Origin of the sequence: Microbacterium sp. UBA3394, from assembly GCF_002358725.1 — a bacterium.
Classification (GTDB): Bacteria; Actinomycetota; Actinomycetes; order Actinomycetales; family Microbacteriaceae; genus Microbacterium; species Microbacterium luteum.
Window position 1 is genome coordinate 1 of sequence record NZ_DEPK01000249.1, and the last position, 14,724, is coordinate 14,724.

Consider the following 14,724-nt stretch of genomic DNA (forward strand, 5'->3'; position numbering starts at 1 on the left):
GGGAGTCGTCGTCGGACTCGGCACCTCGGGTGGGGGGTCGAACGATGCCGGCCACCTGCTCGCGGATGCGCGCCTGGCGATGCAGGTGTCGGGACTGCTCGGCGCGCAGCTCCCCGCCCGGACGGTTCTCGCGATGGCGACCGAGGGCGGCGCCACGGGCCTCGGCCGAGACGACATCGGGCACCTCCGCGCCGGCGCCCGAGCCGACGTGTGCGTGTGGGATGTCTCGGGGGTTGCCGATGCCGGCGTCGCGGACCCGGTCGACGGGCTCCTGTGGGCCTCGCCCGGGCGACGACCGCGCGACGTCTTCGTCGGGGGATCCGCGGTGGTGCGCGATGGGCGGCTGCTCACGGCCGACGAGGCGACGCTCGTCGCCGGCCTCCGTGCGCGCATCGCCGGCTGAACCGGGAGGTCTCAGAGGTCGAGCACGATCCGGGGGCAGGCCGCGCGGGAGACGCACACCATCATGACGGTGCTGTCCTGTCGCTCCAGCGGTGTGAGAACCGAGTCGCGGTGCTCGATCTCGCCCTCCAGGACGGGCGCTTCGCACGTGCCGCAGGTGCCGCGCCGGCAGCTCGAGAGCACCACGGTCTCGGGGGACTGCTCGGTGATCGCATCCAGGACCGATTGCCGGGGGGAGACCGTCACCACATCGCCCGAGAGGGCGAGCTCCACCTCGAACGGATCGGGCCACACCGGTTCGCCGAACTCGCGCGCCTCGAACCGCTCGAGGTGCAGGCGTGTGCCGTCCTCGCCCGGGAAGGCCGCGTCGAGGGCTTCGAGCAGCCGCGCAGGGCCGCACGCGTAGATGCGCGTGTGCTCGTCGGCGGATGCGGCGAGGCCGGACACGTCGAACCGCCCGCCCTCGTCGGCGGCGTGCAGGGTCACGCGATCCGGATGCGCCGCGGCGAGCTCGCTCGCGAAGGCCATCGTGCGGCGCGAGCGGCCGGCGTAGTCGAGGTGCCAGTCCGCACCCGCCGCGGCCGCCGCGGCGACCATGGCCATCAGGGGGGTGATGCCGATCCCGCCGGCGACGAACCGGTAGGAAAGCCCCGGCTCGGGGGTGAACGGGAAGTGGTTGCGGGGCCCCCGCACCCGGATGCGCGCCCCGACCTCGGCACTCTCGTGCACGCGCACCGACCCGCCGCGTCCGGCGTCCTCGCGGAGCACCGCGACCCGCCACGATCCGCGTTCAGCGGGATCGGAGCACAGGGAGTACTGCCGCTCGACGACCTCGTCCCGCGAGGACCCCGGCAGCACGAGGTCGATGTGCGAACCGGGGGTCCAGGCGGGCAGGTCGCGGCCGTTGGGCGAGACGAGGTCGAGCGCGACGACGCCGTCGGCGACGTCGGTGCGGGCGGCGATGACGAGGTCTCGTTCGACGTCGCTGAAGTAGCTCACGGGTGCTCCTCGGGGTGGTTCTGCGGGACGACCGTAATCGACGTTTTCGGGGCGATCCGGCGCCTGCTGCGAGTCGTAACAGGCTCGCAACACGTGGCGTGGGTGGTCGAAACAGGGTCGGCGTTCAATGGCCATTGTTGGTCAAGCCAACACCGTTCCCCAAACCGTCACCACCGAGAAAGCGAGCGCCATGGTCCTCCCGACGCCCGAATCTCTCGCCCCCGGCGCCGCGCTCGACGTGCTCCGAAACGTCACCACCATCGACGGCACCGTCGGCGACCTCGCCGTCGTCGACGGTCACCTCTCGACCTCCGTCGGCGACGTTGCGGGCCCGGCTGGCGTGGACGCGACCGGATGGATGCTGCTGCCGCCCCTGGCGGACATGCACGCCCACATCGACAAGGCCTACACGTGGGAGATGGCCGGCCGCCCCGCCGGCTCGCTGGAAGACGCCGTGGCCTGCTGGCAGCGTTTCGGTGCCGCCCTCACCCAGGAGCAGATCGAGCGCAACGCCCGCCGCGCGCTGCTGGCGGCGCTGCGCGCCGGCGTGACGACGATGCGCACGCACGTGAACTTCCACGAGGGCGCCGATCCGCTCCGCGGCCTGCGCGCGATCGTCGCGCTGCGAGACGAGTTCGCCGGCCTCGTCGACCTTCAGATCGTCGCGATGCACGGCCACCTGCACACCGCGGAACTCGTGCGCGAGGCCGTCGGGCTCGGAGCTGACCTCCTCGGCGGCGCGCCCCATCTGTCGCCGGATCCGACGGGGGAGATGGACCGTACGATCGCGCTCGCCGACGAGGCCGGGATCGGGGTGGACTTCCACACCGACGAGACGCTGAACCCCGCATCGCTGGATGTCGTCCACCTCGCGAACGCGACGGCGCCCTGGGCGCCCGAGCGCACGCGTTCGGCCGGGCATTGCGTGAGCCTCGCGGTGCAGTCCCGCGATCGGCTCACCGAGGTGCTCGCCACCGTCGCGGCGGCCGAGCTGAGCATCGTGACCAACCCGCTCACCAACCTCTACCTCCAGGGGTGGGACCACCCCGTCTCGACGCCGCGCGCCGTCCCGCCGCTGCGGGCGATCCGCGCGGCCGGAGTCCTCCTCGCCGCCGGAGGCGACAACGTGCAGGACCCGTTCAACCCCCTCGGCAACGGTGACATGGTCGACGTGGCCGCGGCGCTCGTGATCGCGGGGCACCTGTCACCCGACGAGGCGTGGCACGTCGCGTCGGCCGGTCGAACGCTCGTGGGCAAGCCCGCCGCCGGCGGCGCGCACGGCGACGTCGCCGACCTGCTCCTCGTGCGCGCATCCTCCGTCGCCGAGGCGCTCGCCGAACGCGCACCCGACCGGGTCGTCGTTCGCGACGGCCGCGTCGTGGCCACGCGGCACCTGTCCACCGCCACCGTCGACATCCGCACGCCCGCTCCGAAGGAGATCACGGTATGACCGCTGCCACCACGGCGCCCGTCACGACGGCGCCCACGCTCGCCCTCCGTGATGTCACCAAGGATTTCGCCACCGGCACCCGAGCGCTCACCGGCGTCTCGATGGACATCTCCCGCGGCGAGTTCGTCTCGGTCGTCGGACCCTCCGGATGCGGCAAGTCGACCCTTCTGCGCCTGGCCGCCGGTCTCGACACCATCAGCCACGGCAGCCTCGACGTCGATGCGGCCGTGACGAGCTTCGTCTTCCAGGACGCGACCCTGCTGGAGTGGCGAAGCGCCCAGAAGAACGTCGAACTGGTCGGCGAACTCGCCGGCGTGCCGTCCGCCGAACGAGCACGACGAGCCCGGGAGGCGCTCGCGCTCGTGGGGCTCGACGGCTTCGAGAAGCAGCATCCGCGCGAGCTCTCCGGGGGCATGCGGATGCGCGTGTCGATCGCGCGCGCCCTCGTGGCCGAACCGCAGCTGGCCCTGTTCGACGAGCCGTTCGGCGCGCTCGATGAGATCACCCGGCTCAAAATGCAGACGGAGCTGCAGCGCCTGTTCCAGCTCAAGCGGTTCGCGGCGATGTTCATCACCCACTCGATCTCCGAGGCGGTGTATCTGTCCAGCCGCGTGCTCGTCATGAGCGGGCGTCCCGGCCGGATCGTGGAGGACATCGAGATCCCGTGGGAGTATCCGCGCCCGCCGGAGCTGCGGTACTCACCGGAATTCGGCCGCATCGCGGGCCATCTGTCGCAGACGCTGGAGGCGCACGCATGACCGAGCAGACCCTCACCGCCCCGGCCGCGGCGGCGCCCGCGCAGGTCACCGCCCCGCCGTTGCAGGCCCGGCCTCAGCGCACGTCGACGCTGCGTCGCGCCGGGTCCAGCGCCGTGCCGATCGTGCTCGCGGTCGTGGGCATCCTCGTGATCTGGTACGCCGTCTCGTACCTGCTGCTCTCTGAGAGCCGCCGGTTCCTGCTGCCCCCGCCGCACGAGGTCGTCCTCGAGACGATCGGCAACCCGCAGATCATCAGCCCGATGCTCGCCGCGCTCGGGCAGACGACGATGGTGGCCCTGGTGGGACTCGCGCTCGCCGTGGTCATCGGAATGTCGTGGGCGATCTTCATGTCGCAGTCCCACCTGGCGGAGCGGGTGCTCTACCCCTACGCGGTGATCCTGCAGACCATCCCGATCCTCGCGCTCACGCCGCTCATCGGCATCTGGATGGGCTATGGCATTCCCGCCCGCGTCGTGGTGTGCGTGATCATCGCGGTGTTCCCGATGATCTCCAACACCCTGTTCGGTCTGCAGTCGGCGGACCCCTCGGCGCACGATCTGTTCACCTTGAACAAGTCCTCGCGCTGGCAGCGGCTCACGAAGCTCCAGCTTCCCGCCGCCATTCCGTCGATCTTCACCGGCCTGCGCAACGCCGCGGGGCTCTCGGTCATCGGTGCGATCGTCGGGGACTTCTTCTTCCAGCAGGGCTCGCAGGGCATCGGCGGACTCCTGCGCACCTACACGCTGCGCCTGAACATGGAGCCGCTGTTCCTCGCCATCATCTTCACGGCGCTGTTCGGCGTCGCCGTGTTCTCGGTCTTCGCCGCCCTCGATCGTGCCGTCGTGGGCCGGCTGTTCGGCTGGAAGAACCGCTGACCCGCCCCACACCTCGTTCCCCCCACGCACGATCCATCCCACGCACCATCCCCTGTCCTGCGCATCACCCACTCGTCCAGGAGGACTCTCGAGATGACACCCCCCACCCGCATCATCCGACGTTCCGTCGCCGCCGGTCTCGCCCTGTCGGTCGCCACCCTCGGGTTGGCCGCCTGTTCGAGCGACGAGACCGAACCCGCCGCCGACACGACCCCGGCCGCCCCGACCGCCGAGGCCGGCGGCGCCCTCGACCTGTCCGAGGTGTGCCCCGCGACCGTGGTCATGCAGCAGGACTGGCAGCCCGAGGCCGAGCACGGCGCGATGTACGCGCTCGTCGGCGACGACTACACGATCGACAACGACGTCAAGAGCGTCACCGGATCCCTCGTCGCCCAGGGCGTCGACACCGGGGTCGACATCGAGGTGCGCCCCGGCGGCCCGAACGTCAACTTCCAGCCCGTACCGGCGCTGATGTACCTGGATGAGGACATCCTGCTGGGTGCCGTGAACACGGATGCGGCGATCGTCGCCGCCGCCGATCAGCCGACGGTCGCCGTGACGTCGCAGATGACCTGGAGTCCGCAGATCCTCATGTGGGACCCGGAGAGCCACGACGGTGCCACCACGATCGCGGAGGCGACCGCCGACGGTGCGCCGGTGGTGACCTCCGGCGACGTCATCCCCAACATGCTCCTGGCGCAGGGCATCATCGACAGCTCGCAGATCGACCTCAGCTACGAGGGCACGGCGCAGCGCTTCGTCTCCGACCCGACGATCCTCCAGCAGGGCTTCGCGACCGCCGAGCCCTACATCTACGAGAACGAGATCGCCGAGTGGGGCAAGCCGGTCGGTTTCCAGCTGCTGAGCGAGGTCGGCTACACCATCTATCCGGAACCGCTCGCCGTGCGTGCCGACGCGATCGAGGAGTACGGCGACTGCCTCGCCAAGCTCGTCCCGATCATGCAGCAGTCGCAGCTCGACTACCTCGCCGACCCGGCCGGCACCAACGCGCTGATCGTCGAACTCGTCGACACCTACCAGACCGGCTGGACCTACTCCGAGGGCGTCGCCGACTTCTCCGTCGAGCAGCAGCTCGCGCTCGAGATCGTGCAGAATGACGAGGCCTCGGGTGTGTTCGGGCAGTTCGACCCCGAGCGCATGCAGTCGATCCTCGACGACTTCGTGCCGTTCCTCGTCGAATCCGGCAGCATCAGCGCGGCCGATGCTGAGGAGATCTCGATCGAAGACCTCTACACGAACGAGTTCATCGACACGTCCATCTCGATGGACTGATCCGCGGTGTCAGAGCGTTTCGGTGACGACGGCGGCCAGCCGATCGAGGGCGTCGGCGGCGGCGATCGCGTCCTGCTCCTTCGCGCGCAGACCCTCGACGACCTCGGCGCTGCTGCCCGCGTCTGCGCACGCGGTCCTGTTGACCCGCACGTTGACCGCTCCGGCCCGGGCGCCCGCGGCGAGCAGGCGGGCCGCGACGGCCACGTCGGCGCGCACCGGCTCAGGGCACCGCTCCGCCAGCGGCTCGAGGGCAGAGGCGAGCTCGACGACGACTCCGGCCACCGCGGCGGACGACGCTGCGGCGTGCTCCAGGATGCGACGGGTGCGGTCGGCGTCCCGCTCTTCGGGCGCGGCATGGAAGACGACGGCGAGATCGGCGGATGCCCCGGCGTCGTCGTCGGCGACGTCCCACGCCCGCTCGCGCGCGGCGATGAAACGTCGGGCGTCGGGATGATCGTCGCCATAGCCGTCGGCCATGGCGGCGACGGCGGCGCCGATGGCGGCGACGACCGCCGCCGCGGCGCCGCCGCCCGGGGCGGGGGCGGGCTCCGCGAGTCGCTCGGTCCACTCGGTGAGGGCTGCGGTGCGAGTCGAGATCTCCATCGCCGAAGTCTAGACATCCTGCGGAGCGTCCGGTGACCATCCCTCCTGCGACGATGCACCGCGCCGCTCCGCTCGACGCGTGTCCGAAGAACATGACCTACGGCCCGTGCGGGGGTGTCAACCCCGACGGATCGTGCGAAGCGCATCCCGACCCCTGCGTCTTCCTGCAGCGAGACCTGCCGGTGCGATGGACGGATGCGTCGACGATCCCCGTTCCCGCTCCGACCGCGGCGGCCACGGAGGTCGCCGACATCCTCGCCCGGCGCGCCCTCGTGATGACGGGATTTCCCGCGCGACCGATGGTCGCCGACGACGTCTCGCGCGTGGCGGAGGTGCTCGCTCCCCACGCCGATGCGGCGCTGTCGGGAGATGCCGCCACCTCGCGCACGCAGTTCCCGCCGTCCTACCGCGGTCACCTCATGACCGCCGCCGGCATGCGCGCCTGGATCGGTGTCAACGCGCGCGACCGCAACCGCGTCGCCCTCGAGGGGGAACTCGCCGCCCTTCGCGACGCGGGTGTCGCCGGCGTGCACTGCGTCACCGGAGACCACACCGAGACGGGCGACCGGCCCGACGCGGCGCCGGTGTTCGACCTGGAGGCGACCACGCTTCTTCCCCGTGCCCGGGCCCACGGGCTTCTCCCGTCCTTCGCCGAATCGCCGGCGGCGCCGCCCCACCAGATTCGCGGCCTACGCGTGGCGGAGAAACAACGTGCCGGCGGTCGCCTGTGCCTGATGCAGTACTGCGGGGGCGTCGACGAGGTCGCCGCCTTCATCGAGCGGTGCCGCGGTGTGGGCGCGACCGCGCCCGTCCTCCCCGGCGTGCCGGTGATCGTCGACGACGACGGAGCCGCGCTCCTGGCCTCCTTCCACGCCGCGCTCCTTCCGCCCGGATACGCCGAGCGGCTGCGCACCGCGCGCGACATGCGCTCGGAGGGGATCCGGCTCGCGATCGAGTACGGCTCGGCCCTCCTCGAGGTTCCGGGGGTCGCCGGTGTCGTCGTCGCCGGCGGCGCGCGGCGCGGCGATGAGATCGCCTACGCACGAGCGCTCGCCACGATCGCCCGCGAGCTGGGAGGGGGAGCGTGACCGGTCGCGCCGGCTCAGCTGCGGCGCTGCTCCTTGACGACGACCACCCGGCTCGTCTCGCCCTCCGGGGTGCGCCACTTGTGGCGCACCCATCCCTCGTAGTACGTCGCGTCGCCGGCGCGCAGCTCGTGCTCGCCCTCGTCCAGCACGACGACCAGCACGCCGTCGAGCACGTAGACGAACTCGTCCTCGCCGTGCTCCCACCAGGGGCCCTCGTCGCCGAACGGCCCGATCATGATCATCGGCACGAAGTGCCCGGTCGGGGGCGCCATCACGTGCACGGGGCCGCTCTCGGTGTCCACCGCCGAGTCATCCTGACGGCGGAACAGGTGGAACCCGCCTTCCGAGCGCTCCCGCGGCTGCTCGGTCAGCAGCGCCTGCTGCGTCGTACCGAGCGCCTGCGCGACGCGGAAGAGCGAGGTCATGCTCAAGCGCTCCAGCCCGCGCTCGACCTGACTGAGGAACGAGTGCGACAGCTGCGCCTCGGCGGCCACCTCGGTGAGGGTCGCCCCACGCGCCGTGCGGAGCGCCCGGATGCGCGCTCCGAGCGCGCGTGCGGCCTCGTCGGGGTCCGCCGGACCGTCCGGCGCCCGGCGCCCCATCGTTTCCGCCATGCCAGCAGGCTACCGGGCGGTCGTGCCGACCCCCGGCATCCCGCACCCCGCGCGACGAGTGACTCATCACCCGGCTCGCCGCGCACCGCCTTCGGGAGATGCGATGAAGGAGGACATCCATGACCACCCCCGACTACGCCGCCCTCGAGCGCGAGATCGCCGATCTGCTCGGCCCACGCGGCGTCAGTTCAGACATGCGTCAGCGCGAGAAGGCGTCGGTCGACGGCGCGCGCATGTCGCCGATCATCGCCGAGCAGCTCCCGCTCGGGGTCGCCGACCTCGTGGCGTTCCCGACCACCGCCGCCGAGATCGCCGCGGTCGTCGGCATCGCCTCACGCCACGGGGCCCCGATCACGCCGCGCGGCAAGGGCACCGGCAACTACGGTCAGGCGATCCCGATGCCCGGCGGGCTCGTGCTCGACATGTCGCGCGCCCGGTCGGTCATCGAGGTGACCGACGAGACGATCACCGCCGACGCCGGAGCCCCGATGACCGCGCTCGAGCAGGCGGCGCGCGCCGCGGGGCGACAGCTGTGGATGTATCCGTCGACGGTGCACTCCAGCCTCGGCGGCTTCCTCAGCGGCGGATCCGGCGGCACCGGGACCATCGCGCACGGGTCCAACGATCGCGGCTTCGTCGTCGCCCTCGACGTCGTCACGCCCGCCTCCGCCGGCGAACTCGTGCACGTCGAGGGCGAAGCGGCGCAGGGGTTCGTTCACAACTACGGCACCGCCGGCATCATCGCCCGGGCCACCGTGCGGCTGGATCCGCTGCAGGACTGGCGCGGGCTGTATGCATCCTTCCCCGACTTCTCCGGCGCCCTGTCGGTGCTGCGCTCGCTCGGACGGCTCACACCCCTGCCCCGGCTCGTGTCGGCGGACACCCCGCACGTGACGGCGCAGCTGCCGCCCGACGACGCCTTCCCCGAGGGGCGCAGCTCCCTGCGGATGATCGCCGACATCGCGACCGTGCCCGAGGCGACGGCGCTGATCGAAGCGGCCGGTGGCCGCATCGAAGACGTGCGGGAGGGGGCGAACGTCTCGTCGGCGATCTCGGTGCTCAGCTACAACCATCCGATCGAGTGGCTGCAGAAGTCCGAACCGGGCGTCTACTTCCACGTCGAGGTCTCGGGTGACGCCCTCGTCGAGCGCATCGACGCGGTGCACGCGGTGTATCCCGGCGGCCAGCTGCACATCGAGGCCGGTCACACCGTGCCGATCGGGATGCTCGCCGGCGTCTACGAGAGTCCCGAGGCGGTCTACGCCGGCATCGAGGCCCTCCACGACCTGGGCGTGTCGACCCACAACCCGCACCAGTGGAACGTCGACTTCCGCCTCGCCGAGACGGTCGCCCTCGCGCGCGTGACCGACCCCGCCGGGCTGCTGAACCCTGGAAAGCTCAACCCCGACTACGCCGGCCCCACGAAGGGAGCCATCCGATGACCACCCCGTTCACTCCGCCCAGCCGGGCGTGGGCTGATCTCTCCGGCCCCGCGATCACCGCCGCCACGAGCGACCGGTCGATCGCCGTCGTGCCGATCGGGGCGATCGAGCACCACGGCCCGCACCTTCCGCTGCGCACCGACGCGCTCATCGCCGAGGCCGTCGCGACGGCGGCCGTCGATCGCGCGGTCGCCGCCGGGATCGACGCGTGGCTGCTGCCGACGGTCGCCTACGCGAAATCCGACGAGCACCACTGGGCCCCCGGCACGCTGTGGATCGAGGGCACGACGCTGCTCGACGAGCTCGTGCAGATCGGCGCGGCGATCGCGCAGACCCCGGTGCGCACGGTCGCCTTCGTCAACGGCCACGGGGGCAACGTCATGCTGCTCGGATGGCTCAACCGGGAGCTGCGCCGCCGGTACGGCCTGCGATCCTTCTCCATGCCGTCCGGCGCGGGGGCGTCGGGAGACGGCGTCGACGGCCCGGACGAGAAGGGGCAGGGCATCCACGCCGGCTTCGGGGAGACCTCGCTCGTCATGCATCTCGCACCGCACCTCGTCGCGCCCGAGATGCCGCCGCGGAACGTGCCCGAGAAGATCGCCGGACACACGCACATCGGCTTCAACCGCAAGCCGGTGATGTTCGGCTGGACCAGTGACGACTTCGGTCCCACCGGCGTCATCGGGGATGCGACCGGCGCCAACGCGGCCTTCGGCAAGGTGCTCTTCGAGCGCGGGGTCGACTTCGTCGCCGAAGCGCTCGCCGAGATCGATGGATTCGAGTTCGCATGAGCGGCGCCGCGCATCCGGCGTCGATCTCGATCGCGGTCGAGGTGCCGGTCATCGACCACGCCAGCGATCCCGTGCACGCCGCCGATCCTCCCGCGGACCCGGCGGCGCTCGCGGCGAGCTGGCTGCCGGGGCCGGATGAGGACCGCATCCTGATGACGCTGTCGACCGTGTCGCCGGAGGGCGTCCCGCACGCGAGGACCGTGATGCTGAGCGACTTCGACGGCGCATCCTTCTCGTTCCACACCGACGCGAGCAGCCGCAAGGTCGCCGACCTCGCGGTGAACCCCCGGGTGGCGCTGACGATCCTCTGGCCGGGCTTCACCCGGCAGCTGGTCGTGGAAGGGCTCGCCACGCGAGTCTCCGACGCCAGCGCCGCCCGAGCGTACGCACGCCGGTCGCCGTACCTGCGTCAGTTGGCCTGGGTGAACACGCCGGAGGTCGCCGCCCAGCCGCTGGCCGCGCGGGAGGAGGGATGGGCGCGCTTCGCCGCCGCGCATCCCGACCCGGAGCCCCCCGCCGGGTGGGTCGGTTTCGCCGTGCGGCCCGAACGCTGGCTGTTCTGGGTGTCGCATCCCGGGGCCCCGAGCCGTCGCATCGAGTACACCCCGTCCGCGACCGGCTGGTCCGCCCGCCCCCTCCCCGGCTGACGCGCGCATCCACCCCGCCCCGAGCCACCCCTTTTTCTGCGAGCGACCCCTGTGTCGACGCAACGAAGGGGGCGGCTCGGCGCGAAGGGGGTGGCTCGGCGGGCTCGGATGCGGGTCAGACGTGGCGGTCGAGGAAGGCGTACACCTCGTTCTCGTCCACCCCGGGGAAGGCGCCGCGGGGGAGCGGCGAGAACATCTGCATGTGCACGCGTGCGCTCGGCCACGCCTTCCCCCGCCAGCGCGCCGTCGCCTCGACCGCCGGACGACGGCAGCACGATTCGTCGGGGCACGTCGAGGCGGCGCGCGTGGTCGTCTCGCGGCCGCGGAACCAGCGGGCGTCGTCGAAGGGCACACCGACGGTGATGGAGAATTCGCCCTCCGCGGTAGTCCCCGTCTGCGTCGAGCACCAGTAGGTGCCGTTGGGCGTATCGGTGTACTGGTAGTGCTCGGTGGTGCGGTTCTGCTCCGAGAACGCCGCCCGTGCGGAGAACTTCGCGCACGCGACCTGTCCGTCCACCGCACCGGTGACATCGGCCGGAAGCGGAAGGTCGTCGTTCTCGTACACGCGCGAGATGGCGCCGTCGCCGTCGACGCGCAGGAAGTGCAGGCGCATGCCGAGGTGGTGCGTCATGAGGTTCGTCATGCGCATGCCTGCCGCCTCGTGCGTGACGCCGAACGCGTCGCGGAAATCCTCGACGGCGAGATTGCGGTCCTTCTTGGCCTGTTGCAGGAATCCCACGGCGGTGGACTCGGGCATGAGACAGCACGCCGCGTAGTAGTTGATCTCGAGCCGCTGCCGCAGGAAGTCCGCGTAATCGGCGGGTCTCTCGTGCTCCAGGAGCCGGTGCGCCATGGCCTGCAGGGCCATCGACCGCAGACCGTGGCCGCCGGGGATCGACGCCGGCGGCAGATAGATGCGACCGTTCTCGAGATCGGTGATCGAACGCGTGGAGGAGGGGAGGTCGTTGACGTAGATCAGCTCGAAGCCGATCTGCTCGGCCATGATGCTCACCGTGCGATGCGTGAGGGCGCCGGTGGAGTGGCCCGCCGCCTTCAGCTGCTTCTCGGCGAGCCGCTCGATGTCGGGCAGGTAGTTGTCCAGCGCCCGCATGCGCAGGCGCTGCTCGGTGTTCGCGCGCCGGGCCTCTTCGGGGGTCGCGATCGCCTCCCGCTCGCGGCGCTGCAGCTCGCGGTGCAGGCCCAGGACCGACTCGATCGTCTCGTCGCTCATGCCCTTGGTCACGCGCACGGGTTCGATGCCGAGACTGCGGAAGACCGACCCGCTCTGCGCACGTTCGAGTTCGATCTCGAGCGCCGCGCGCCGGTTCGGTGGTTCCGGGGAGAGGAGCTCACCGACATCCACCCCGGTCGCCGCCGCGATCGCCTGCAGCAGCGACAGCTTCGGCTCCCGCTTGCCGTTCTCGATGAGGCTCAGGTGGCTTCCGGCCACACCGACCTTCTCGCCCAGTTCGTCCAGGGTCATCCCGTGGCTCACCCGCTGGTGTCGGATGCGGTGGCCCAGGGTCGACAGTTCCAGCGGCGTCGCGTGCATTCCTTGAGCATAGCGAAAGAAATGCAGAAAATACGATCCTGATTCTTGGTAAGACGCCGCTGATTCCTCCGATAGTGGGTACAGATCGACGTTCTCCCCGTCGTACACCGCACGCCACCCATCGCACCGAGGAGCGACATGGCCATCGCAGACATCTCCCCCCGCGTCACCGACGATGCCCCGCAGCAGCGACGCTTCGGCATCCGACCCCGCCTCGACGGCGACGGCATGGCCGAGCTCGTCGCGTGGGTGGATGAGATCGCCGAGCTGACGCAGCCCGACCGCATCCACTGGGTCGACGGCTCGCGCGCCGAGAACGACGCCCTCCTGCGAGCGATGGTCGAGCAGGGAAAGCTCATCAAGCTCAACCCCGAGTGGCGTCCGGGCTCCTACCTCGCCCGCTCCCACCCGAGCGACGTCGCCCGCACGGAGGGGCGCACCTTCATCGCCTCCGAGCGCGAGATCGACGCGGGCCCCACCAACAACTGGGCGGCGCCCGACGAGATGCGCGCGACTCTGACGCCGCTGTTCGAGGGATCCATGCGAGGACGCACGATGTACGTCGTGCCCTTCTCGATGGGTGCCGTCGGCGGCCCGCTGTCCCACATCGGTGTGCAGGTCACCGACAGCGAGTACGCCGTCGCCTCGATCGAGATCATGACGCGGGTGGGGACCGACGTGCTGCGCGAGATCGCGCAGGGGGCGCCGTGGGTCAAGACCGTGCACTCGGTGGGAGCCCCGCTCGCGCCCGGCGAGACGGACGTGGCCTGGCCGTGCAACGACGAGAAGTACATCGTGCACTACCCCGAGACGCTCGAGGTGTGGTCGTACGGCTCGGGCTACGGCGGGAACGCCATCCTCGCCAAGAAGTGCTTCGCGCTGCGGATCGCCTCGGTGATCGGCCGCGATGAGGGGTGGCTGGCCGAGCACATGCTCCTCATCCGCGTCATCGATCCGGCCGGCCGGGCGTACCACGTCGCGGCGGCGTTCCCGTCGGCGTGCGGCAAGACGAACCTCGCGATGCTCAAGCCCACGATCCCGGGGTGGCGCGTCGAGACGCTCGGTGACGACATCGCGTGGCTGCGTCCGGGCGAAGACGGGCGGCTGTGGGCGATCAACCCGGAGGCCGGCTTCTTCGGCGTCGCTCCCGGCACCGGCGAGTCGACGAACGTGACGGCGGTCGAGACCCTGTGGGGTAACACGATCTTCACCAATGTGGCGCTCCGTCCCGACGGAGACGTCTGGTGGGAGGGGCTGACCGACACGCCCCCCGCCGAGCTCACCGACTGGCAGGGCCAGCCGTGGACGCCGGCGTCGGGCCGGCCGGCGGCGCACCCCAACTCCCGCTTCACCGTCGGCGCGGCGCAGTGCCCGCAGATCGCCCCCGACTGGGATGCGCCGCAGGGCGTGCCGCTGGATGCGATCCTGTTCGGCGGACGCCGTGCGACGAACGTGCCGCTGGTCGTCGAGGCGACCGACTGGACCCACGGCGTCTTCATGGGCTCGACCATCTCATCCGAGCGCACCGCCGCCGCCGAGGGGACCGTCGGAGAGCTCCGCCGCGATCCGTTCGCGATGCTGCCGTTCTGCGGCTACAACATGGCCGACTACTTCGGACACTGGCTCCGGATCGGGCAGAAGCTGCGGTTCGACCGCGCTCCGCGCATCTTCCAGGTCAACTGGTTCCGCAAGGGCGACGACGGCCGCTTCCTGTGGCCCGGGTTCGGCGACAACGCCCGCGTGATCGACTGGATCATCCGCCGCATCGACGGCGAGGTGCCCGCGGTCGACAGCCCGATCGGCCGGCTGCCGGAGACATCCGACATCGACCTCGAGGGGATCGACGTGCCGCAGGACGACCTCGACGCGCTCTTCGCGATCGACCGCGACTCGTGGCTGCGCGAGGCCGATCTCACGGAGGAGTTCTACGACACCTTCGACGGCCGCGTGCCGGCGGCCCTGCGCGCGGAGCTCGACGCCCTGCGTTACCGCCTGACCCGCTCCTGAGGCGGTTCCACGCGCGCGCCGAGTGCACACGTACTCGCCGAGTGCGCGCTGCCGCGTGCGCGCTGCCGCGTGCGCGCTGCCGCGTGCGCGCCGCCGCGCGTGGCCGCATGACCGCTCGGCAGTCAGATTGTGCGGGTGCTCCGCTGTCAGATGCGCAGATGGTGACTGCGGAGCGAGCGGGATGCGCGGAAGGTGACTGCGGA

Annotated in this window: 14 protein-coding genes; 10 read left to right on the forward strand and 4 right to left on the reverse strand. The window is 71.2% G+C overall.

Going from position 1 to position 14,724, the window contains the following annotated elements; translation table 11 throughout:
* Window positions 1–403, forward strand: a 403-nt coding sequence (locus B4E30_RS14775; RefSeq protein WP_286795904.1) for an amidohydrolase family protein, incomplete at its 5' end; no start/stop codon positions are given.
* 11 nt (window positions 404–414) lie between these two features.
* Here B4E30_RS14775 and B4E30_RS14780 read toward each other — a convergent pair.
* Window positions 415–1,401, reverse strand: a complete 987-nt coding sequence (locus B4E30_RS14780; protein WP_286795906.1) for a PDR/VanB family oxidoreductase — start codon at window positions 1,399–1,401, stop codon at window positions 415–417.
* A 127-nt stretch (window positions 1,402–1,528) separates the two neighbouring features.
* Here B4E30_RS14780 and B4E30_RS14785 point away from each other — a divergent pair, with 127 nt between their 5' ends.
* From B4E30_RS14785 to B4E30_RS14800, 4 genes are all read left to right on the forward strand, one after another.
* A complete protein-coding gene (locus tag B4E30_RS14785; RefSeq protein ID WP_286795908.1) occupies window positions 1,529–2,851 on the forward strand; it encodes an amidohydrolase family protein in 1,323 nt (440 codons plus the stop codon).
* Window positions 2,848–3,609 (forward strand): ABC transporter ATP-binding protein, encoded by a 762-nt coding sequence (locus B4E30_RS14790; RefSeq protein WP_286795909.1) that lies wholly within the window; start codon window positions 2,848–2,850, stop codon window positions 3,607–3,609. Before B4E30_RS14785 ends, B4E30_RS14790 begins: the two co-directional genes overlap by 4 nt.
* Window positions 3,606–4,484 carry an ABC transporter permease gene (locus B4E30_RS14795; protein WP_286718527.1) on the forward strand — a complete coding sequence of 293 codons (879 nt, stop codon included), beginning with the start codon at window positions 3,606–3,608 and terminating at the stop codon, window positions 4,482–4,484. The genes B4E30_RS14790 and B4E30_RS14795 overlap by 4 nt, the downstream gene beginning before the upstream one ends.
* Window positions 4,485–4,577: 93 nt before the next feature.
* On the forward strand, window positions 4,578–5,777 hold the full coding sequence (locus B4E30_RS14800; RefSeq protein ID WP_286795911.1) for a hypothetical protein: 1,200 nt from the start codon (window positions 4,578–4,580) through the stop codon (window positions 5,775–5,777).
* Between the two features lie 9 nt (window positions 5,778–5,786).
* Here the strand turns inward: B4E30_RS14800 and B4E30_RS14805 are convergent, their stop codons facing one another.
* Window positions 5,787–6,380, reverse strand: a complete 594-nt coding sequence (locus B4E30_RS14805) for a cyclodeaminase/cyclohydrolase family protein (protein ID WP_286795913.1) — start codon at window positions 6,378–6,380, stop codon at window positions 5,787–5,789.
* Between the two features lie 32 nt (window positions 6,381–6,412).
* On the opposite strand from B4E30_RS14805, the gene B4E30_RS14810 reads away from it, so the two are divergent.
* The gene (locus B4E30_RS14810; RefSeq protein WP_286795914.1) at window positions 6,413–7,468 is read left to right on the forward strand and encodes a methylenetetrahydrofolate reductase C-terminal domain-containing protein; all 1,056 of its coding nucleotides are present in this window, start codon (window positions 6,413–6,415) and stop codon (window positions 7,466–7,468) included.
* Window positions 7,469–7,482: 14 nt separating this feature from the next.
* Here the strand turns inward: B4E30_RS14810 and B4E30_RS14815 are convergent, their stop codons facing one another.
* Window positions 7,483–8,082, reverse strand: a complete 600-nt coding sequence (locus B4E30_RS14815) for a helix-turn-helix domain-containing protein (RefSeq protein ID WP_083336501.1) — start codon at window positions 8,080–8,082, stop codon at window positions 7,483–7,485.
* Between the two features lie 119 nt (window positions 8,083–8,201).
* Between B4E30_RS14815 and B4E30_RS14820 the strand changes: the two genes are divergently transcribed.
* Genes B4E30_RS14820 through B4E30_RS14830 form a run of 3 tightly spaced genes read left to right on the forward strand, consistent with a single transcriptional unit; the run spans window position 8,202 to window position 10,962 of the window.
* Window positions 8,202–9,524: an FAD-binding oxidoreductase gene (locus B4E30_RS14820; RefSeq protein WP_286795916.1), complete on the forward strand. Its 1,323-nt coding sequence runs from the start codon at window positions 8,202–8,204 to the stop codon at window positions 9,522–9,524.
* On the forward strand, window positions 9,521–10,315 hold the full coding sequence (locus B4E30_RS14825; protein WP_286795918.1) for a creatininase family protein: 795 nt from the start codon (window positions 9,521–9,523) through the stop codon (window positions 10,313–10,315). The genes B4E30_RS14820 and B4E30_RS14825 overlap by 4 nt, the downstream gene beginning before the upstream one ends.
* Window positions 10,312–10,962 (forward strand): pyridoxamine 5'-phosphate oxidase family protein, encoded by a 651-nt coding sequence (locus B4E30_RS14830; protein WP_194383578.1) that lies wholly within the window; start codon window positions 10,312–10,314, stop codon window positions 10,960–10,962. The genes B4E30_RS14825 and B4E30_RS14830 overlap by 4 nt, the downstream gene beginning before the upstream one ends.
* 115 nt (window positions 10,963–11,077) lie before the next feature.
* On the opposite strand, the gene B4E30_RS14835 is transcribed toward B4E30_RS14830, so the two are convergent.
* Window positions 11,078–12,514, reverse strand: coding sequence for a helix-turn-helix domain-containing protein (locus B4E30_RS14835; protein ID WP_071044665.1), 1,437 nt, complete (start codon window positions 12,512–12,514; stop codon window positions 11,078–11,080).
* Between the two features lie 138 nt (window positions 12,515–12,652).
* Between B4E30_RS14835 and B4E30_RS14840 the strand changes: the two genes are divergently transcribed.
* Window positions 12,653–14,521 (forward strand): phosphoenolpyruvate carboxykinase (GTP), encoded by a 1,869-nt coding sequence (locus B4E30_RS14840; RefSeq protein WP_194383577.1) that lies wholly within the window; start codon window positions 12,653–12,655, stop codon window positions 14,519–14,521.
* The last annotated feature ends 203 nt before the right edge of the window (window positions 14,522–14,724 follow it).

Coding starts and splice junctions, on each gene's coding strand:
- B4E30_RS14785 (WP_286795908.1), top strand. CDS start 1,529: ATGGCCATTGTTGGTCAAGCCAACACCGTTCCCCAAACCGTCACCACC.
- B4E30_RS14790 (WP_286795909.1), top strand. CDS start 2,848: ATGACCGCTGCCACCACGGCGCCCGTCACGACGGCGCCCACGCTCGCC.
- B4E30_RS14795 (WP_286718527.1), top strand. CDS start 3,606: ATGACCGAGCAGACCCTCACCGCCCCGGCCGCGGCGGCGCCCGCGCAG.
- B4E30_RS14800 (WP_286795911.1), top strand. CDS start 4,578: ATGACACCCCCCACCCGCATCATCCGACGTTCCGTCGCCGCCGGTCTC.
- B4E30_RS14805 (WP_286795913.1), bottom strand. CDS start 6,380: ATGGAGATCTCGACTCGCACCGCAGCCCTCACCGAGTGGACCGAGCGA.
- B4E30_RS14815 (WP_083336501.1), bottom strand. CDS start 8,082: ATGGCGGAAACGATGGGGCGCCGGGCGCCGGACGGTCCGGCGGACCCC.
- B4E30_RS14820 (WP_286795916.1), top strand. CDS start 8,202: ATGACCACCCCCGACTACGCCGCCCTCGAGCGCGAGATCGCCGATCTG.
- B4E30_RS14825 (WP_286795918.1), top strand. CDS start 9,521: ATGACCACCCCGTTCACTCCGCCCAGCCGGGCGTGGGCTGATCTCTCC.
- B4E30_RS14830 (WP_194383578.1), top strand. CDS start 10,312: ATGAGCGGCGCCGCGCATCCGGCGTCGATCTCGATCGCGGTCGAGGTG.
- B4E30_RS14835 (WP_071044665.1), bottom strand. CDS start 12,514: ATGCACGCGACGCCGCTGGAACTGTCGACCCTGGGCCACCGCATCCGA.
- B4E30_RS14840 (WP_194383577.1), top strand. CDS start 12,653: ATGGCCATCGCAGACATCTCCCCCCGCGTCACCGACGATGCCCCGCAG.